This window comes from Plebeiibacterium sediminum (assembly GCF_026013605.1).
Classification (GTDB): Bacteria; Bacteroidota; Bacteroidia; order Bacteroidales; family Marinilabiliaceae; genus Saccharicrinis; species Saccharicrinis sediminus.
Window position 1 is genome coordinate 20,556 of record NZ_JAPDPJ010000048.1, and the last position, 25,137, is coordinate 45,692.

The window sequence follows — 25,137 nt, forward strand, 5'->3', positions numbered from 1 at the left end:
AGCTTGTCCAAATGCCTTGCAAAGTAATAAAAACTTTGCAAGGCATTTTATTTAAAATCTAATAAATTATCTTACTAATAAAACACTTCCTGTTTCACTGAATTGTTTACCACTGATAAATGTTCCAATTACTTTCCAAACATATACTCCCTTAGGTGAAAGGGTATTATTATAAAAACCATTCCATCCTTCATTTATGTCTGTACTTTCAAAAATCAGTTGTCCCCAACGATTAAAAATCTGTAGTTTATATTGATCTACATCTTTAGATACAGGTTTAAAGATAACATTCTTAATACTTTCATCAATAATAGCTGCTGTTCCACCATCTGCTCTTGGAATAAAAGCTGTTGGAAAAACAATCCACCCTTCTGGTTTGACTGTAACAGCATTAGGTTTTAAAATTTCATCTCTACATCCATATTCACTTTCTACAGTTAATGAAATATCATATACTCCTTCATTCTCATATTCATGTGAAGGATTAACTAATGTTGAAGTTTGTCCATCTCCAAAATCCCACAAATAGTTTATTGCATTCATTGACATACTATTGTACATTACATTACCTCCTGGAATATATACTATTCTTGGATCATAACTGAATTCTGCAACTGGATGATCATATACTGTGATATCCTTGGTAAATACTCCATTTACTCCATCTGGTCCAGGAGCCGTTAATGTTACTGTATAAACTCCAGGATCATCAAATGTATGCACCGGGTTCCTGTCTGAAGAACTATATCCATCTCCAAAATCCCAAATAAAGCTGCTGCCTCCATCAGAATAATTAGTAAATTGAATAGATAATGGATAACATCCTCTGATTGTATCTACAATAAATGCTGCATCCGGAACTACACGGTATTCGATACTTACATCATCATAAGTAATACAACCGTTTACATTCATCAACCATCTATATGTATTAACACCTTCTGAAAGATTCCTTACTGTTGTATTAAAGTAGGTATTATCTTCAAAATCTCCACTTCCTGCCACAATTGACCATAATGCCCCTAAATTTCCAGGATTAGAAGCTTTTAATTCAAATTCTGACTCATAAACAACAGCGTCTTCTCCTGCATATGGATTGGCTTTGTTACTTACCACTTCAACAACATCCTCAGTTGTACATTCTCCATAAGAAACTAACCATTTGAACCTATTTTGACCCAAACCTAATTCTCGAACAATAGTAGTTGGACTGTTTGGATCATCAAATTCACCATTACCTGAAAGAACAATCCATGTACCTATACCTGTATTCGGATCATTTGCATTTAATGTTAAATAGTCTTCACAAGTGCTTCTATCTGTTCCTGCTTGGGCCTGATCTGGTATTTGATTGAAAACTGTAATTTGATCGGAACTAATACAACTACCCTTCTGAATATTCCACATTAAAATATTTTCACCAAAAGTTAATCCTTCAACACGTGTTTTAGCATCTGTTTCAGTAATAAAATTAGCATTACCACTTATCAATGTCCAGAATCCTACTCCTTGAATTGGTATATTTGCATCCAGTTCAGCAAAATCTTTACAATCTTCAATATCCGGACCAGCATTAGCTGTTGTTGGTGCATTATTCATTACTTCAATATCACTATATTTGGTACACTGTCCTTGAGTTATGGTCCATCTGAGTACATTCAAACCTTCAGTAAGGTTAGTGATTGTTGCATTTGGTAAAGTTGAATCATCAAAATTACCTCCTCCTTCAAAAATAGACCAGTTACCTGTTCCAAAATCAGGAACTGCTGCTTTTAATACCACAGTTGGTGAACAATATTCTTCATCAGCGCCGGCATATGGTTCTGAAGGTTCATTGTTTATTACTGTAACATCATCAGTTGAAGTACACAATCCATTATCACTGGTAACAGTCCATCTAAGTACATTTTCACCTTTAGAAAGACCAGAAATATCAGCTTTTGGATTATTAATCTGATCTGAAGTAATTGTTCCAGCTCCGATTAGCACTTCCCATGATCCTGTACCAATACTAACAGCAGTTGCATCTAATACGGTAGTACTTTCACAAATCTCCTGAGTATTTCCTGCATAAGCTGTACTTGGAGTGTGATTAATCACAGAAACTTCAGCAGAAGTAATACATCCTTCATTGTTAATTGTCCATCTTAGAATATTATTGCCTTTAGCTAAATCCAGAACTTCTGTAGTGGCATCATGAGTATCAACAAATCTCGCCTGACTTGATCCTCCAACAACGGACCATGTTCCAACTCCCGGTGATGCATTATTTGCATCAAGGAAAGTATGATCAGCACATATTTCCTGAGTACCACCTACTACTGCATCTATTCTGTTAAAGCTAATTTCAACATCATCATACAATTGACATCCGTTATTCTCTACAGTCCAACGGAAAACATTAGATCCGAATTTCAGATTATTAACTTGTGTTGAGTTGTTATTTGCATCTACAAAAACTCCACCACCACTTCTAATAGTCCAATAACCAGTTCCGACTTCTGGATTTGCAGCTCCAAGAAATATGCTATTTTCACAAGTAGCTTTGTTATCACCAGCTAAGGCCTTAGAAGGTTCATTATTTGTTATCTTGACTTCACTAACAGAACGACATCCCTTATAGTCAATGGTCCATGTCAGTATGTTTTCTCCTTTATCAAGATTTCTTACCTCGGTATATGGACTTTCATTGTCTTCAAAGTTAGCAGAACCGGATCCACCAACAATTCCCCAGGTTCCAACTCCTGGTAGAGGGTTATTACCTTCCAAACTTGCTGTATCAACACAGTTAACCTGATCGTAACCTGCAAATGCTTCAATTAGATTATTTGCGATTTCAACATCAGAATAGGAAGTACATCCATTATTGTCAATGGTCCATCTGAATCTGTTTTTACCTACTCCAAGACCTGTTACTAATGTATTAGTCTGCGATGAGTCGGCAATCACACCAGAACCTGATAATAATGTCCAGGTTCCCTCTCCGTATACAGGAACACTACCTGATAACGAAACCGTATCTGTACAGATTGACCTATCATGACCTGCAAAGGAAAGTGATGGTTGATTATTAACGATGGTAAGTGTATCTCGTTTAACACAACTTGAAGCCGCTTCAGGAACTTTAACTTCCCAAACTAACTTATTAACACCCGGTGCTAAACTATAAACATATGCACCCTTAATTTGATCTATTTCATTACCATTTGCGTCTTTACCTTTACCAGCACCTTCAATAATTTTCCATGTACCTTCACCATATTTTGGAATCTCAGGATTTAGCACTGCTGAATCCTGACAAACCACCTGATCTTCGCCGGCATACGCTTCTGAAGGCTCAAAATTAAATACACTGATTGTATCATAAGAGAAACAAATATCTTGCTGTATTTGATATTTAAATACGTTTTCACCTTTGGCAAGATCTGTAACTAATGTTTTAGGATCTGTATTATCACTAAAAATACCACCTCCAGATAAAATGGACCAAGAGGCTGCTCCTTCTACCGGCTCTCTTGCATTAAGTGTAGTAGCATCGCCACATTCAAAAATATCTAATCCGGCATCTGCAATTGAAGGTTTATTGTTAATTATAATAACCGTATCTGTAGTAAAGTTTTCACTTCCTCCTGCAAATCGTAAGGTCCATCTAAATACGTTTTGTCCGGAACGAATATTAGTGATTCTTGTTTTGGCATTGTTGTACGATTCAAAATCAGCACTACCTTCAACAATAGTCCATTCTCCATAAGTTCCTTCTGGTTCATTTGCATTAAGAGTAGTATAATCTTCACATAAATGTAATTGATCCAAACCTGCATCAGCATCTGCTAACACACCACTCTGAACAGCAACATCCACATATTCAACACAATTTACATTAGTTACTGTCCACCTGAAATAATTGTAATTTGGTAATAAATTAGTTACTTCTGTTGTTGCTAAATATGGATTAACAATCTCTCCTCTACCTTCCACTAATGACCAAACTCCTGATCCAATTTCCGGAATCTCAGCCCTCAATGTAGTGGCATTCCCATCGGTATAAATATAAGTTGACGCATCAACCTCATATGGAGCATTATTTGAAACAATTACCGTATCTCTAGAAACACATCCATCTTTAGTAACTGTCCAAACCAATGCATTGGTTCCATGCCCTAATGATGTTGCAAAAGCATCTGCTTGTGTATTTGCCGGGTTAAAAATAACTCCTGCCGAACCACTAACTAATGTCCATTGACCTGTAGCTCCATCCGGAACCGGTGTTGCATTTAATTTAGCAGTTCTACCACACACTGCTGTATCAGCACCCGCATAAGTATCAACATGTAAATTTGTAACAGTAAAATCAACGGAAGATGAACATGTATTATTTAAAACAGTCCATCTGAAAACGTTATCTCCATTAGCTAAATCATAAACTCTGGTATTAGGATCTGTTTGATCATCAAATTTAGCTTTTCCTGAAACTATGCTCCACATCCCATTACCATATTGAGGCGCTACAGCATGAAGATTATATTCATAATCACATATGGCAATAGAGCTACTTCCTCCTGCTATTTCTGCTATTGAAGGCTGATCGTTATAGACCGTAACTTCATCGTATGATTTACAGCCATTTCTGGTTAATGTCCATCTGAATATGTTTCTACCATCAGGAGTCGACTGATCTAGTCCAGTTACCTCTGTTGACGACTTATCTCCTCCTTCAACAAAATAACCTTCTCCTTCAATAATGGTCCATTGTCCAGTTGTACCTATTGGTACTTCAGTGCCATTAAGCATAGTAGTTCCATCACAAGTATATCGATCAATACCAGCTTCGACATCATATGCATTATTTTTAATAATAACACTAGTTTGTGACATGCAAGAACCTTTCAATATATTCCAGACTAACTCATGATCTCCATAATCTATATTTGATACATTTATAATCGGATTATTAACGTTATCAATTATTACAGACCCTGATTTTACTTGCCAAAATCCCTTTTCTTCAAATGTTGGTACACTTCCTTTTAAAACAATAGGTTGTGTTCCACAAATATTAACCTCATTAATTAGTATATCATTTTGATCTGCAATAGTTGCTGTTGTTGTCTGGTTATTTTCAATATCTATAGATGCTGAACTTACACAATTGTTTTTTGAAACACTCCAAACAATTGTATTACTGTTTAATCCCAAACCATTAATAACTGCATTTGCATTATTTGCTGGATCTACAACAATATTTCCAATGCCTGAAGTAATTTCCCAAGATCCTGTTGCGCCTTCAGGAATAGGAGAACCGGTTAATTCAGCACTTCCATCACAAACGGTCTCGCTATATGCAGATACATTAACATCAAACTGATCGTTAGTAATTACTACAGTATCACTATAGCTACAACCTGCATCACTTGTTACAGTCCAAATAAAACCATTATCACCATGTGAAAGATTATAGATATCTGCATTAGCTTTATTTTCATCACCTTGCACAATTAAACCTGTTCCTACTTCCCTATCCACACTCCAAATTCCTGTATAACCTGTTCCCGGATCTAAAGCATTTAAACTATGGGTAGATAAACAAATACCATCTTCTTTAACTCCTGCATTCGGAATTGGTATTGGGTTTATTTGTATAGTTAAAGGTTCTGACTCAATAGACTTTCCACAATCATTAACAGCAATAACTCGAATATCTCCTGTAAAGTCAGAATAACCATCTACTAAATTAACCAATATTGTTACTCCACTTCTATCATTATTAACAAATTCAAAACCCTCCGGTAATAACCACTCATAACTTGTTGCATGATCAGCCTCACTAATTGTGTATGAAATATTTTTTGTTCCCGCACAAATAGACTTTAAGCCTTTAGGTTGTTCTGGTTTATCTGGTAATGGATTTGCAGTAATAGCCAAATTAAACGGAGCTCCTTCACCACAGTTATTACTACCCCTTACTGTAATACTTCCATTTACGAGATCAGAATTGAAGTTAATAATAATGGAGGTGTCAGTTTGACTGACAACAGATCCTACAGATGCAGGAACATTCCATAAATAGTTTTCTGCATAAGGAATAGAATCCACAACATACTCAACCATTTGCTCTCCCTGACAAACAACCGTATTTCCATATATTACCCCAGCATTACCTGGAGATTGTTTTACTTCAATTTTAATCTCATTATTCTCAGAAATAAGTACATCGCAATTATTTCCATCCCTTACAGAAACTAATTTATAGGTTGTAGATACAACTGGATTCACTGATAATAAATATCTTCCATCAGCTCCTAAAGGTACAGCATTCACTGAACGTAAAACTCCATTTTCTGTGAATGTAACTCTATAATCTTCTTTCCCAGATGGGAATTCAAAGATAATCTCTGAAGCATCTCCTGCACATATAAGAGCATCAGCAGGATCAACGTCCATTGTAACTGATGGTAACTCATTTACTGTTACAGATGCTATACCAGAATAAGTTCCAACACAATTAACATCTGTAATACTTGTTATTGTATAATTTGTTGTGCCAACTTGAGGTATAACGTTAATCAGAGTATCCTTTTTCAATATATTAGTTAATTCAGTTTGAATTGCACCATCAAAATAAGTTACATTAAAAGGAGCTACACCTTCAAAATGAATATTGAATTGGGCTTCATCTCCAAAACATAGTTCCTCACTACCTATTAATGCAATATGCGCAGCTGGTAATTCATGTACAGTTACACCTGCTGACCCGGTTCCTGTTCCTTGCAAACAATTACCGGCAGCATTATATACATTAACAATAGTATACTCTGTATCTTCAACAGGACTGACTGTATATAGCTGGTTGGAACTTGCCAATGAAACTGATTTTCCATCGCTTAAATCTACCGTTAACGGATAAGAACCTGTATAGTTAGATACAGACAAACGAATATTAGCAGACTCTCCTAAACAAATTTCGGAATCATCTAATATCGTTACAACAGCCTCTGGCTGAGTGATGGTAATAAATTCCTCTTTATAACAATTTTCATTAAGCATAAAGGATCCATTACCACTATTGTCATCAATCAGCAGTATTCTATATTCTCCTGCGGATAATCCATTTAAAGAGTACGTACCAGTATTAATTCCTGAAGATTCATTTCTATATAATCCTGGGCCTGTAACAAGTACATAGTAATTCGATGTCCCTCCCGAGATAGTATATGATATACTTCCATTGGTACCTTTATAACAACTTGAATGGGTAGTAACAGTAGCAGACAATTCCAAAACATCAGGCTCATTAATTTCGACATCGTTCTTAATTATAACAGTACCATTATCATCCTCAATCTGAACAACATAATTACCCTTACTCAAACCTTCTTCTCTTAATTGATATGCAGAAATCTGACGAATTATCGTAGCACCCTGTAGCAATGTGATTGTATATGGAGCCTGACCGCCATATGCATCAACTTGTATAACTCCATTGGCATCACCATTACAAGGTTTAATATCCTGAGTATTTACCGACATCTTTAATGGTAAATCTGGTTCTGTAACAATAATATCTTCTAATGTAAGAGAACATCCGCTATCATCAGTGATGATTACTTCATAGACACCGGCAATTAGTTCCGTTGGATTTGATCCTATATGACTTACTGTAATTTGAGTTTGTCCGTCATGTTCCACACCTGACCATTCATAGTGAAGGCTACCTGTTCCTCCTGATGCAGAGATCTCTATTGAGCCATCATTTCCCCCCTGAGTTGAAACATGATGAATATCTGTTACAGATGCACTAATAGCTTCCAAGGGTTCCGTAATTACGATATCACCACTGTATGCCATACATCCTCCTGTATTGCCTAAAGAGTCCATTACAGTTACAGTATATGTTCCTACTGTAAGATTTTTCTGATTTGGTGAATTCTGAACTAAACCAATTCCTGGACCTACCCATTGATATTTATAGTAATCATTTCCAGAAGCATCCTTAAATGGAGTACCTCCTTCTACAGTTATATCAATCGTACCTGTAGAACCACCTTTACAATCAATATGTCCTATCGTAATATCTGTGATTTGAACAGGCTCTCCTGGTTCATCTACAGATATTGTTTGTGTAATAAAACAACCTGAATCATCGTCGGTAATGACTACGGTATAATCCCCGGCTAATAAACCAGCTTGATTTTGTGAGTTTGCATCATTACCCAATGGTATACCACTCCATTTAAAGGAATAATTTTCTGCTAAACCACCAGTTATCTTCGTGAGGTTAATAGCTCCATCATTACCTCCGTTACAACTTACTTCACTTACATTGTATTCAACCTGAAGGTCAAAATCAATTCCCACTACAATTGTTGTTGTTAAAGAGCATGGTCCTCCATCAATAGCAGGTCTTGAATCTGTCACTTTTAATGTATATGCTCCTGCATCCAAGTTACTTTGACCAGCAACATTCACATCATCGATACCTACAGCCGGAGTCCACTCATACGTATAAGGAGCAATACCACCGGAAACAGCTATATCTATTTGCCCATTGGCAACGGTATTACATGTTTGATTTTTAACTGTTGATTTTATTGTTAAAGCTTTTGTTAAAGAAATTTCTTTTTCAAGGAAACAAGTTGGATAATCTTCATCCCAAACTTTAACAATATAAGTTCCACCTTCAAGTGCTACTTGATTCAAACTTCCCTGAACAATACCAGCACCATCATCTGTACTCCACCAATACTGATATTTTCCAGAACCTCCTGAAAGGTTTTCGATTTTAACTACACCTGTAGTGCCATCGCAGTTTGTATCTGTTCTGTTTAATTCAAAATCAATAGCATCAACTTCTTTAATAGTAAAAGATGTTTCTACAGATAAACACCCTCTGGCATCTGTAACCTGAACAGTATACGTACCTCCGGACAAACCAATTTGATTTTGTGCAATTTCATTATAACCAGAACCATCTACGGTACTCCATTTATAACTATATGGTTCTGTTCCACCTGCAACCTGAATGTTAATAGTTCCATTTTGGGCACCATTACAGGTAATATCTGTTACATCTCCGGTAACCACAATGGCATCTGGTTGAGTTAAGGTCTCAGTAACCGTGTAAGTACAAGCTCCAGAAGCATCACTTGTTCCATTATCGGTAAGTGTAAGTTCATAAACTCCGGCACTCAAGCCACTTAAATCAATATCAGAAATAGTCGGTCCTTTTTTATATTCGACACCATCTTTAGTCCACACATAACTAAAGTTTCCTGAACCTCCTGTTATTTTAGGAACTGCTATTATACCTGTGGCATCACCTTTACATTTAATATTGGTGACATCAGTGGTAATATTTACTTCTTCTTCAATGTAAACAGACTTGGTAATATTACAACTATAATCGCTTACAACAACGGTATATTCTCCACCAACAGTTAAACCAGTCAGGTTTTGAGAATTGGTAACTTCTCCTGCAGGACCAGTCCAGGTGAAAGTATACGAACCGCTACCTCCAGTAAGGTTCGTTAGGTTAATTCCTCTTTCGTAAGGAGAACAAGATTCAATAACCTCTTCTAAATCGTAAGTTATTTCAGTTGGCTCAGTAATCTCAAAGCTTTCGCTTACCTGACAACCATTATCTATATCTTCTACATAAAGCACATAAGTACCAGCCTCAAGATCATCCTGACCATCAATACGTGTTTGATCAAGTGTTCCCGGACCAGACCAAGTATAATTATAATTTGAAGTACCTAAAACAGTTACACCAGAAATTTTACCATCTCCAGCTCCATAACAGCTAATAGGCACTGCAACACCTGTTATTGTTAATTCTGTATCCGCTTCAATCTCGAAAGTCTTCTCAACTGAACATCCTCTATCTGTATCTGTAACTACTAAAATATAAGTACCTACAGGTAAACTTTCCTGATCAAGTTGAGTATTATCGGTTACAGGATCTCCATTTGTTTCATCCCAAGCCCATGTCCAGTTATCAGAAGTTCCGGTAACTGTGATATTACTTATCGCTCCAACATTATTAGAAGTTACTGCACAAGTATTATTGGTTTCATCGCCAGAAATTAAAATATGCTCTAATACAACAGTTTCCCTAGCTGTTGTACACGATGCAGGATCGCTAGCTAACATATCCTGAACATAAATGGTATATGTTCCGGCTTCTAAACCTGAATAAGTTTGTGTTGCACCTTCAGTTGTTACATCACGGTCTATTTGTCCTGTAACGCTAATTTTATACGAAGGATTACCACTTGTATCACGATTACCTCCTGCAACACTAAACTGAATTTCTCCAGTACCTTCTATTTCACAGTCAATAATGGTTTTGGTATAATCAACTGTTAGCACCAGCGGATCAGGCTGCTCTATTTCTACAGAATATAATGCGGGATCAGTATCACAACCATTACTATCTACTACACGTAATTGATATTCTCCTGCTGTTAATCCAGATACTAAAAATGTTCCATCAGTAGATGTAAAATCAGTTTTTCCATCTTCATTATAATCCAGATAATAAGTCCCGCTTCCGCCAGTAACACGAATTTCAAGTTCTCCTGTATTATCACCATTACAACGATCAATATGTTTTGGTATAACATCTATATAAGACACTTCATCCTGGTCGGCCAATAGATAGTTAGATGATGTTGTAACACAATTATCCGTAACATTGGTAACCTCCACCCTGTAAACTCCGGCTGGAACATTGTTTAACACAGTATTTCCGTTAACTAAGGCTGAAGGTAAGACATCTACATCTGTCCAAACTCCTGCTGCAGTTTCCTTTTGCCAATTATAAGTAAACAAATTATCAGCATTTCCTCCACTGGCACTTATCTCAATTAATCCAAGACCTCCATTACATGTGATATCTTCGATACGCTCAATTGTAATGTTAATCTCACCAGATACATTAATAATTCTTGATAAAGAACATAATCCTTTTTCGTCAGTTACAGTAAGTCTGTAATTTCCTTTTTTAGTAACATCAATTTCACCACCAATTACAGATAATAAATTACCATCGGGACCTTCCCATTGGTAGCTATATTTATCTGTATCTCCATTACCTCCTATTAACCCGGTAACATAGATACGTTGGTTAAACGGACTACAAGTCAGGTCATTATTTAGGGTAAATGTAAGTTGATCCGGCTCTTCTATTTTTTCTTCAAGAACAGCGGTACAACCATCTGTATCAGTTATTGTCAGTTTATAATTACCTGCCGAAAGATCAACTTGTTCGGTATTGTTTTCGTTAGCTGTATCGACGCCAACCCAATGATAACTTAACGAAGAAGCATCATCGCTATTTGTTTCTATGTCGATAATATAACCATCTTCATCTCCATTACAAGAAACATCTTTTAGGTTATAATCGGTAATTAAAAGTTCGCGCTCGTAACCTACCACATAATCTCCAGTATTAGAAGTAATTAAACAACCTGTCTGATTATCTTTTACTTCAAAAGTATATTCACCAATATCAAGGTTATAAATACTTGCTACATCGCCAGTTCCTAATACTTTATAATTATCCGGGTAAGTCCACTTCCACGAATAATCGCCAGAACCACCCGAGATCAATACATCATAGATTTCTCCATTATTTGAACCTCCAGGACAAGTCTTATCTTTAATTAAAGCTGATATTTCAATTTGAGACAAGGTAATATTTTCCGAATCCGCCGGATCAGGGCAAACACCTTCCAAATCATCAGCTGCCAGGTAATCTCTCACCTCAATGGTATAAGTTCCTGCTTCTAATGCTGTTGTTGTAGTATAAGATACAGGTGTTGATGCATCTGGATTAGTAAGCTGGAAGTGGTAATAGAAACCATTTTCAGCATCAATAATTACATCATAAACATTAGTATTAGTTGTTGAGGTATACCCTCCTTCAATATCAAAAGTAATTGAACCATTGGCCGTTCCGCTACAAGTAATACTTCCAACTACATTAGTGATATAAATTGGTTTAGGAGCATTGATTGAAACATTAACATCAGCTAAAGTACAGGCATTGGCATCTGAAACAGACAATACATAATCTCCACTCTCTAAACCTGTAAAAGTAAATACTGTTTGTGCAGCTGTTTGTGTTAAAGTAGTTGAACCATTGCTCAACTCAACAGTGTAAGGATAAGTACCTCCTGTAAGCGATACGCTATAAGCTCCTAAAACGTCAATGCTACATGTGGTAATATCTGTTATTTCGTAATCTGTAATAGTCAAAGCATCCGGCTCAGTAACCTCAATATCTAACGAAACGGTACAATTATCAGCTCCTAAACCATCCTCTGCTGTTACAGAAACCGTCCATGTTCCAGCTGTTACAGCCTGAGATGCTCCTAGGGTTGGTATATTACCGGTATCATAAGTGTCTGTTCCGTTTGTCCAAGAATAAGTAAATACCTGACCGGCCTCACGACCTGTTACTTCAACAGCCAGATAAGCATCATTACCTCCATTACAAGAAACATCTTTATGTTGCGACTCATCTTCGGCAACAGTAAATGAAGGTTCCAGAACAGTTATAGTTTCAGATACTGCACATCCATTAGTTGTATGCTCAACAGTATATGTATAATCTCCACCGACAGTAACACTTCGTGTTATATCAGTTCCACTTGTTACAGTAGTAACTTCATTAAGTACTGGTGCTCCTGTAGGAACAGTCCAGTAAGCAGTATAATCTGTAGAAGCAGCATCACTTATTGTTGCTGTAGCAGTAATTTCTGCCATACATCCTGAAACAAATTCAGAAGATAAAACTATCGTAACTTCATCTGGATCAACAATAAACTCGTTATCTGTAGCCTCTCCCCCAGCAGCATCTGTGACTTTAATTGTATAGTTTCCTGCCAGTTGATCTTCAAATATATAGTAGCTACTTGCGGTTGTTTCTATCTGAACAGGATCGGAATCTCTTTGGATACTAATCTCATACGGAGGTGTACCTGCAGTCATCGTAACTCGAATATCACCAGTCTCCCCATAACAAATAGGGTTTTCTGAAGAAGCTTTAATTTCTAATGGCTTTGAAGTATCACCAATGGTAAAGTACACTTTTTGTGTACATCCTGATACTCCTCCTTTTACCTCAACATAGTAATTTCCTGGGTTTAAATCATTATATGCAGTGGTTGTTGTTACTGTTCCTGAATATAGGTTGTATGTTCCCGGACTTAAAGCATCTTCCATATACCATGCATAAGTATAACTTGCTGGATCACTACCTCCTGATACAGGATCAAGTGTAGCTGTTCCATCTCCGGTTGCTCCAGAATCAGTATTAGGAACGGTATTATCTGTAGTCGTCAGGTTAATATCCCAATCATTAGGAGTTGTAATTGTTGTTTCAAATGTTGCTGAACAACCCTTTGAATCAGCTACAGTAACCACATAAGTACCAGCTTCTAATCCACTAATATCCTCGTCTGTATTACTCACTAACACATTGGTTTCCTTATTTCTCCATTCATAAGTATAAGTTCCCCAACCTCCACTTACAGAGATATTGATAGCTCCTTCTGCATTACCATAACAAGTAACATCAGTTTTTGAATCTAAAGTAATTGTTATACTACCACCTGTTGGTTCTGTTATCGTTACATAATCTTCTTGATAAACCTCACAACCATCGCTTACTCGTTTTACCCACAGATGATAACTACCTGCAGAAAGACCTGTAAAGATTGGATTATCCTGATAAACAGGAGTTGTTGATGTAACTGTTGTAACAGCATATTGTAAAACAGAACCCACTCCATCTGCAGCTGTTGCTTTAAATGATCCATCAGAATCACCTTCACAAGTAACATGCGTAATGTCGGCTGCTACAATAGCAGTAATTGTAATTTCTGTTGGCTGCGTAATTTCAATATTTTGAGCTGCAGAAATACATCCATAATCTAAATCCTGTACGTAAGCATTATAAGTCTTCGTAAGCGTAGTATTATCAGATGTTAAACCAGTAAAAGTATTTGAAGTTTGCCAGTTAGTTCCATCAATAGAATATACATAATTTCCACCTTCAGGATAGGCTGTTAACTCAATACTTCCATCACTACCACCAAAACAAGTTACATTAGTTTTACTGTAATTACTAATAGAGATTGTTATTCCATTTTGAACTTCAAAAGGTTCTGAAACTTCACAGCTTCCTCTATCAAGGTCTATTATTTTTAAGCTATAATTACCTGCATCTAGATTCTCCATATCAGGCACATCACCGGTACCAGAAATATCAAGAACACCTTCAACATACCATTCCCAATTATAATTTTCTGTTCCGGTAACAGTAAAGTTTGTTACAGCTCCATCGTTGGTAGTTCCACCGTTACACGATTTATGGTTTACTTCGCCAACAATTCTTATTTGCTCTAGTGTAACTAATCCTTCATAAGCAGGATTATCACAATACCCGTATAAATCTTTAGAAGCTAAAGCATCTCTAACTTCAACAGTATAAGTACCTTCATCCAAATTACCGAAATCAGTATCGGTACTATATGGCATATTAGTCGTATTAATGGTAAAGCTTTTGTAAAAACCATTATCCCCATAAATAACTACATCGTAATAGTTATTACTACTTGCATCTTCAACACCACCAGAAATATCAAGTGTAATTATACCATCAGCAGTACCGCTACAAGAGATAGATCCTTCCATATCAACAACAATTGGAACTGGTGCTTCAATAATAACTGTTTCATTTGTTGCAGAACAAGTATTCGCATCAGTAACAGTCAGGTTATAAGTATCTCCTGCAGGCAATCCTGTAAAAGTGAATACTGTTTTTGAACCCACTTCTGAACGACTGGTAATACCATTACTCATCTGAACTGTATATGGCGCTGTCCCTCCGGTAATAGTAATTTCGACAGCTCCTAGAGTATCTTCGCTACAAGTAGTAATATTTGTAATATCAATATTATTGATCAATAATTCATCTGGCTGATCTACCGCAATACCTGGTAAAGTCTGAGTACAACCATCTTCGGAAGTTACTTCCACACTCCAGCTTCCTGCAACTACAGGATCTGTAGAACCAATTGATGGTGTTGTACCTGTATCGTAATCTGTTCCTGTAGGATCAGTCCACACATAAGTAAACAAATGACCAACCTCACGACCAGAAACATTTACTCTTAAATAACCATCATCCCCGCCGTAACAAGTTACATCAACATGTTGATCTACATCCTCAGTTATGGTAATTGTAGGTTCATCAACAGAAAGCGTTTCTGAATAAGTACAACCGGTAGTTGTATTAGTCAATGTATAAGTATAATCCCCTGGTTCAGTAACTGTTATAGTAGAAAATGAAGTTGTCGTATTATCTATAGTTTCACCAGTTATCACATTCTCTCCAACAGGTACTTCCCATGAAATAGTATAATCTCCGGCCAAGCTAACTGTAACATCTAATTCAGCAGCACAATTATTATAACTAACTGTACCTTCAGCAGAAAAAGCATCAGGTTCAGTAATTATAGCTGGTTTTGTTACTACACCTGTAAGATCATCTTTAACCGTAATTGAATAATTTCCCGGTAAAAGATTTTCGAATAAATACGTACTATTATAAGTACTGATAGAAACAGCAGGATCTGATTCGCGTTGAATAACAATAGCATAAGGAGCTGTACCTGAAGTCATCGTAACCCTTATGGCGCCATACTCTCCATAACAAGCTGCATTTGTTGGATCAACATAAATAGCTAATGGAACAGATTCATCTGCAATAGTAAAGTTAACCACATGAGAACATCCAGTTGAGGATACGCTTACTTTAACCGAATAATTACCTGGATCTAAATTAGTTAACGCAGTTGTCGTTTGATCCACTAAAAGAAGAGAGCCGGCAGCATCAAAAGCATCGTACCAATCATATAAATAAGTTGCATCTGAACTACCGCCAGAAACAGGATCGAGTGTGGCAGTACCATTGCCAGTTGCGCCTAAAGCAGTATTTGGAATCGTGTTATTTGTAGTTTCTACATTTACATACCATGCATCCGGTGCAGTAACAGTACTTTCCAAAGCAACAGTACATCCCTGATCATCTGTAACAACAACCTCATAAGTTCCTGCAGCTAAGGAAGAAACATCTCCATTCGCATCAGGAGTTACACTAGTTCCTGTTGTTGTATTTGTCCATGTATAAGAATATGAACTATCCCAACCGCCAGTTGCTGCAATATCAATAGCTCCATCTTTATCATCAATACAATCTATATTTTTAACACTTGCTGTTACACTTAGTGCATTTGCTGGATTTACGATAGTAACATAAGTGGCTTCGTACACATAACAATCTGTACCTAAACGCTTTACCCATAAAGGATAGGTACCAGCAGCCAGTCCGGTAAATGTTGGACTATCCTGATAAATAGGATCTCCAGAAGTATCTGTTTCTATGGCATATTGCAAGAAGCCTCCATCTGGATCTGTTGCATCAGCTGTAAACTTACCATCAGCATAACCATAACATGTTTCATCCGTAGTTGAAGTCACCGTATTAATCGTAATATCAGAAGGTTGACCGACTGTAACATTTTCTACTGTTGATTCACAACTATAGTCGAGATCCTGAACAAGTACCTCATAAGTATCAGCATATAAACGTTCAAACAGATTACTAGTCTGCCAATTAGCACCATTGTCGATAGAGTAAACATAATTACCACCAGATGGAGATGCTGTAAGTTCTATAGATCCATCAGTTCCATTAAAACATGAAACATCCTTACTTAGATATGAACTTACTTTTAGTAAGTGCCCATCCTCAACTTTATACTCTTTAAAGGCAGAGCATCCCCTGGTAACATCAGTAATAGTAAGAGTATAAGTACCTGGAGCCAAACCACTCTGATCCAATACAGTATAATTCAAATTATCAATTGCAGCTGTTGTCGTCCATGCAAAAGTATAATTTCCAGATGTACCAGTAATAGTGACATTAGAAATAGCTCCATCATTAACACCTCCACTACATGACACATTTGTAATATCTCCAGCTATCTCGATATATTGTAAAGTAACACTTTGCTCAAAAGCTGGTACAGGACAAGTTACATTAACACCAGCAGAACTTTTTGCATCCCAAACCTGAACAGTATAAGTTGCAGGTTCTAAACCTGTTGTATTGTTAAATGAATAAGCATAAGGATCGGCGTCTGTATCCCAATCTAAATCAAGCACTTCACTATAACTAAAACCATTATCTCCTTCAATAATAATAGCAAAACTACTTTGATTTTCGGTGTCGCGATATCCACCGCTAATATCAAAAGTTATTTCTCCATCGGCAGTACCATTACAATCAATGGTTCCATCAAAGCTTGTAACTTTAACACTTGCTGGCGCTTCTATGGTAATGCTCTCTGAATCTAATCCACAATTTCTTGCATCTTTAGCAGTTACGGTATAATCTCCAGCTAATAAATGATCAAAAGTAAAATAGGTAGATGATAAAGTTTGTATAGTTGTAGTTGTTCCATCATACAACGAAACTTCGTAAGGCATAGTACCACCTTCAATTTCTACCTGAATTTTTCCTGAATTATCAATTGAACAAGATTCTACATCAGTAACGGTGTAGCTTAATATACTAAAGTCATCTGGTTGAGTAACTTTCTGTAAATTTATAGGCTCTGAGCATGTTCCATCAGAAGTAGTTACTGTAACAGTCCATTCTCCGGCTTCAACATCTTCTGTATCACCAAGTGTTGACTTACTACCAGTATTATATGTGGTTCCTGTATTAGTATTCAACCAAACATAATTAAATACATGAGAAGCGTCTCTTCCTGTAACATCAACAGCTAAGTAGCCATCAACACCACCATAACAACTAACATTTTTATGTTCATCATAATCTTCTGTAAGTGAAATGATTGGATCAGGAACTTTAAAAGTATAAGACTCTGTACAAGAACTTTCTGTTGTATGATATAATGTTAAAATATAATCTCCAGCTATAGTTAATCCATTTTTTGAAACTGTAGTTGTTCCTGTTGTAAATGACTGATCAGCAATAGCATCAGCACCTACAGGCACTGTCCAAATTCCTGTATAATTGTTATCAGGAACATCAATATCAACAGAAATATCTATTACACAATTACTTGCATAATCAACACTTGCATTATTAAACTCTATTGGGTCGACACTTGCTATTGTTCGTGTAGCTGAAATACTTCCTCCTGCAGCATCGGTTATTTCAATATCGTATTCTCCTGGCTCTCCGGTAATTGTAAACGAAGAAGAAGAAGTTGGAACCATCACCTGAGGATCAGAGTTTCTTTTATACTTAATAGTAAAATCAGGTGTTCCACTTAATATTGAAATTTCTATTCTGCCATTTTCTCCTGAACAAGCTTGATCAAAAGGATTAAATTTGGCATTCAACGGAACTGTTGAATCTATAATTGTAAAATTCACTCTAGTATTACAACCATCTGTTAGATCTATAATTTCCACATAATAGTTACCCGGATCTAGATTCGAAACAGAAGTTACACCACTTGCCAAAGAAGTGGCACTACTGTCGAACCATTCATAGTTATAACTTTCAGAGGCACTTCCTCCTGATACAGGTTGTAATGTTGCTGTTCCATTTCCAACAACTGTAACTTCTGTTGCTGCATTAGGAATTGTGTTAGGAGTAACGTCTACATTTACATTCCATGGATCTGGTTCCGTAATGGTTTCTTCAAAAGTTAACGCGCAACCACCAGCGTCAGTAACAGTAAGTTCATATGTTCCAGCAACTACTGTTTTTGATGCAGACGTTGCAGAGGCGTTTAAATTTTGTAGTGTTCCAAAATTTTCATTGTTATCAGTTCTTCTCCAACTATAGGAATAACTACCCCAACCGGTATTTGGAGTTCCTAAGTCAACAGCAATATTTCCATCTGTATCATCTACACAATCTAACACTAGTTTGCTCAAAGTTGCATCTAGAGTTACAGCAAGTTCGCCACCTGTTGGTTCTTTAATTTCTACTGTTGAACCATATGTAATCTGACAGTCGTTAGAAAGATCTTTAACTTCTATCGTATAAAAACCTGATGGTAAACCGGTTAATGGCGAAGTTTGCCATGTTGTTCCTCCGTCAATCGAATATTCAAATGCACCAGCAGTTGGTGCACTATCATAAGTCGTTGTTAATGTTATTGTTCCATTGGCATCACCTGCACATACAACATCTTTAGATGCATGAGTAGTTGTGTATGACCTTGGTTGATTAACAGTTATAGTAATATCTGATGATTCACAACCTTTTACATCATCCTTAACTTTAAATGTATAAGTTCCTTGTGCTAAATCTTTAAATATATTCGAAGCCTGCTCATTTGCACCATCCTTGTAGTAAACATAATTAACATTGGCAGGATTGGCTGTAAGCACAACCTGACCATCTACATTACTATTACATGAAGCTGATGTTGCTATGCCAGATAAAGTAATTGGTGTTGCCGGATCAATACCAAAAGATTTTGAAACAGGACATGAGTTAGCATCTCTTATCTCTAAAGTATGTGGACCAGTGACAATTCCTGTCACTTCAGGTGTTGGTGAAGGTACTGGTGCGTAAGGACTTCCATCTAGAGAATACTCATATGGACCTACTCCTCCAGAAATATTAAGATATACTTTTCCATCCTTCAATCCGGCACAAGTTTCTCCGGTTGGAGTAACTATCAAGTCCAAAGCACTACTTGGTCCGCTTATGTTAACATTAACTGAAACTTTACAATTGGGATGAACTGCATCACGTAGCCAAATAGTATGAGCTCCGGAAGTTAAAGTTGGTGTAGTATAACTTGGAGCTAATGAACTTGTTAACCAATTTTCATCAGTATCTATTGAAAACTCATAATTACCAGAACCTCCTCCTGCTAAAACTGTTGCTGTCGCAATATCATCACCATAACATTTATTGTTTACTTGCGAAGCATAAGTTAAGGTCAGCTCTGCTTCTTCGGTAATTGAAACTGGTTTTGTTTTACTACATCCCTGAGCATCAGTAACAACAACAGTATAATTTCCTAGTGACAAACCTGTTGCAGTTAGCGAATCGTTACTTAAGGTAGTTACTGAAGCAGGCCATGTAATCTTATAACCAGAAGGATAAGTGGCCAAATCAGTAAAACGAGTGCCTCCTGAAATGGAGATAGAACCAATACCTGCATTGCTATCACAATTATAACCTACTTTCTGAATTTCGTTAGGTGTTACAGTTAGTGCATCAGTTGGCCCAAGTATTGTAACTTCCAAAACTCTGGAATTATCTAATACACAAGGAGCATCAACATCAAGATCTCTAATTTGAAAATAATGTTTTCCAACAGAAAGGTCAATAAATTCATTAGGAACTGTATTTGTATTTTCTGTCCAGTCTGTTAATGTGGCAGGATTTCCTCCGCTATTCAGTTTCCAGTATGAATATGCTCCACTACCTCCTGTAGCTCTAAGACTTACAACTCCATCATCAGCTCCTGCACAAGTTACATTTGAAACACTATTTATTCCAAGGTTTAAATCATAAGTATGAACAAAAACAGAACCTAACATCATTTTTTCACATGCCGCACTTGTTGTAACTCTGGCAACAATGGTGTAAGTTCCTTGATCTGTTATATTAGCAAACTCTATCTGCCCACCTCCAGAAGGACCTGTAATTGTATTTCCTGTTGCTGTCCCATCCAAATACAATTCATAAACCACATCTTCAGTTGAACCATCAAGATATATTGAGACTCCGCTTGCATCATCCAGACAATAAGGACCTCCTCCTGTAACTTGATATATACCAACTGGCCCATCTATTACCTTAAAAGATTTAGTTTCTGAAGAATAACAACTTTTTAAAGTATAAGGTCTTTCCAGTGTATAAGTAATTGTGTGATTACCAACTGCTAATTGTGAAACATCAACTTCAACATTACCACTACCTAAATCCGTTAACCCGGTACCAAATAAAACTCCATCAATATAAAATTCACCAACTCCCTGATCCCCTGTAATAATAAAAGGATCATCACCCTGACAGTATTCAGAAGACAATAGTCCGCTAAAGTTAACAGAATGATTTTCATAAATTTCTACTGGTTTAGTAACCGAAGATTTACAACCTGGTGCACCTGATGGGGTAAACTCATAGGTTATATAATAAGTCCAACCTAATTCATTAGGGTCAGCATTAGGATTAAATGTAGCTGTTTGAGCCCCGGCAGTATATGTCAATGGATTAGCATTAGTTGTTGCAGGACCGGTAGTCGATATAAAATTGTATGTTCCTACATCTCCGGCATTAGAGGCGAATATTGTTACAGCTGCATCGTCAGAACAATATGCATCTTCTAAATTTGTAATATCCAAATTAGTAACACCAACAACAGTAACATCCTTACTCCATGTTTCTGTACACCCTGCAGCAGATGTGGCTGTAGCAGTTATTGTATGCGTACCTGCTCCTGCAAGAGCAGGAGAAAACTGATTTGTAGAAGCTATAATGCCCGAACCAGAATAGGTTATTGAAGCCACTGCTCCAGCAGGTGTTAATGTTGCATTTGCATCACTAATACAATAGTTATTATTTAATCCTGTAAATGAGGCATCAACACTAGCTCCAATTATTACTTCAAAATCTTCAGAAGTAACACATCCGGTTCCATCATCATATGCATAAGTAAAGGTATAAGTTCCTGCTCCACCAAATGATCCGGCAGCAGGAACTCCTAAAGCCTCCCAAGCTCCGGGTGAAAACTTATATTCTGAAGCGTCGGTACCCGGTCGTAAGTCAGTTAAAACTGGATTAGCACCGGAATCATCACCGTCACCATCTTTTATTGTTAATGTACCACCTGCAGGAGCAAACTGTACAGTCTCTATAAATGAAGCATCCTGACAATAAGAAGCATCTAATGTAGAAGTTATAATTGTTCCAACATTTACAGTTTGTGTAATGCTTGCACTACAAGCTCCATTATCAATTGTAAACTGAATAGTATGAGAACCTGCACCTGCTGACTGCGGATTAAAAGTTGCGGTACCTTGATCTGCATCCGCTACAGTTATGCCTGGTCCGCTAAATGTTCCCGATACACCATCTCCCGTAGCAGGAGCTGAACCATTTATTAATCCTACGATATCATAATCTGTATTATCGGTAGGACAATAAGTTCCCGGAGCTTCAATTACAACAGTATTCGCATCAAAATCCATTGCTAAACTTCCAGGATTAAAATCAACTATAGTAGTAAAAACACTTGAAGTTTGTGTACAACTATTACCATCAGTAAACTCATAAATAATTTCATATAGCGTACCTAATGTACTGGATGTAGGATCAATAACTAAATTTCCGTTTACATCCAAACTTGTACTTAAACCTCCCCCTGGAACAGTCCAGGTACCGCCAGCAGGACTTCCATAAGCTGTTACATTACCTCCATTGGAACATATTTGTGGTGGTACATTATTAATACTTACATTTGGTAGTGCATATACAGTAGTATATTGAGTGGCAGAAGTACCTACACATCCATTATCCACCTCGTAATAAATACTTAAAGAAGTACTTGCTCCTGTTAAAAAGTTACCAGGAACAAAAGAGGTTATACCAGTATACTTAACATATGCAGCTGTGCCTTCCTTAATATAATAAGAACCTCCAGAAGGACTACCTCCCAAATTAACGGAAGGATCATTCTCGCAATACTTTAAATCCAAAGGATTAAAAGTTGGTGATGGCAACGGCTTTACTGTTAATACCTGATTTGCAGTTGCATCGCAACCATTTCCTGATATAACCGTAACAAAATACGGGGTTGTAGCACTTGGATTAACTGTAATAGAAGGTGTCGTTTCTGTGGTACTCCATTGATAAGTAGTAGGTAAAGTATTATTAGAAACAGAGGTATTTAATGTACCATTGTCCCCATCACAAATTTCTGTATCACCAGTGATAGCAACAACCGGTGCCTCCTTCACTGTAACAGTTGCAGACCCAGCACCTGTATTAGAACAACCATTACCATCAACAACATGCATTATAGTATAAGTTGTTGTACTTGTAGGATCCACCTCATACAAACTATAAGCAGTAGTTCCCCAATCCGTTACTGAATGTGTACTAGTTGGGGTCTTATCATCCTTTATAACAAAATCATAGGGAGCAGTACCAGTTAAAGTTACTTTAAGTGGAAAGTTTTTAGAATCATTATTACATTTAGAATTATTAGAAGGATCAATTTCTATAGTTGCTGTTGGTAAAGCATGTTCTGTTATAGTAATATCTCCCATTGTTGCTGAACAGCCCTGTGGTGTACTAACCTGAACTCGATATCTGTTTGCTACAACATTATCCCATTGTATAGCATTCCCAGCAGGATCTGACTTTCCTGTACCAGCAAGATTATCCCATCCAAAAGTTACTTCATTATAAGCTTGTAAGGTATAAGTATTACCTACTTCAGAGCCACTTAAACGCAATGAAATACCTGTAGGAAATACTCCCTGACAATAAGCAGTAGCACCAACAGCTGATAATGTAAAGCTGTTATCCGGACTAATAATAGTTAATGTACCATTCATTAATTGAGTACATCCGGGAGAAGATATGTTTGTTGCAACAACAGTATAATCACCTGCAACCAATTGTAATCCAAATGATTTTGAAACACCGTCTTCGCCATCAATACTTGCTCCTGTATATCCGTTATCTCTATATAAGTCGTATCTAACTCCTGTTTCGGTATTTGGCACAACAACTTCTGCACTACCGCATGCATTACCTGTATTTACAAGTGTCCTTATTGCAGGAGGATTAACGATCTCATATGTATTGTTCATATCAACATCCGCACCACATCCCTTAGCAACGATTCGATAGGTACCTACAGTTGTCTGTTTATTAAAAGCTATGGATGAAAAACCATCTCCTGTTCGGGTTTGAATATCTGTTTCAAATAATCCATCTCCATCTGTATCACGTTGCAGAACATAATTAATTCCTAATTCCGGTGTGTCACTTATATTATTAGCATTCAAAGAAAGTGTTAATCCTAAAGGATCTGTGGAACACACAGGATTTAGAGAACCAGAAACATTCAATACCAATGGAGCACCTTCAACGTAGGTAAAATCAGCTATTCCACTTAAATCTGCAGTACATCCATTATCATCAACAACACTTACTAATGAATATGTATTGGGTAAATTAATATATGGTGTATTATTCCATGTAAAATTGGAAGGAATATTATTTACGACTGTAAAGCCTGCATCTGAAGTAAATTCAATATCGTAAGGGGCTGTTCCCCCAGTAATTTCTATATCAAAACCTGCATTATAAGGTGAACATACACTTGTTACTCCTCCAATAGGATCAAATAAAGTAACAGTTGGAGTAGATGCAGATGCCCTTGTAAAAGTAATATCTGAAACTGTGGTTACATCAGCATTACAACTTCCATCAGAATCAGCAACAGTTTGTATTGTAAAGGTTTTGTCGATATTAAAAGTCCCTAAATCGATAACTCTATCTGTTACGGGAGCAACCAATGTACCATTGTAAACTTGTACATTTAACTCATCCACAATTGTAACATTATAAGTACCTGTACCTCCCTGAATAGTTATTCCAGCTTGTGCATCATAAGTACCACATACTGTTGATGATAACGGATAAAAATCTATAATTAGCGGAGCGGTAAAACCTGCCCTAGTTTTTAAAAGAATATTATAAGTAATGCCACCTACAGTCCAATCTAATTGATAATTATTATTTCCTGTAGCAGTCTTTGTTATAATACTGTTCTCATCATAAGGAGAAGTAAACTCTAGTGGATACGATGGATTCCAACTAAATGTACCTCCGGTTTGGACAGGAATAGTATTTCCTCCCCCGGTTATAGCTCCAGCTAAAACTGATGCTGCAGATATTGAACCACCTGCACAATCTGTATTATACTGATATGTCTGCGATAATAAATTCCCAGAAAGAAAAATCACAAACATAACAAAACCCAACCGCATCATAAAACGATTGAGTACATCTTTTGTGTATTGATAGTGTGTGTTAAGATGTATCAT

1 protein-coding gene is annotated in these 25,137 nt (G+C 36.8%); it reads right to left on the bottom strand.

All coding sequences use genetic code 11. The annotated features are described in order from the left end of the window. Nucleotides 1–66: 66 nt before the first annotated feature. Nucleotides 67–25,137, bottom strand: a complete 25,071-nt coding sequence (locus OM075_RS17500) for a PKD domain-containing protein (RefSeq protein WP_301191831.1) — start codon at nt 25,135–25,137, stop codon at nt 67–69.

Coding starts and splice junctions, on each gene's coding strand:
- OM075_RS17500 (WP_301191831.1), bottom strand. CDS start 25,137: ATGATACATCTTAACACACACTATCAATACACAAAAGATGTACTCAAT.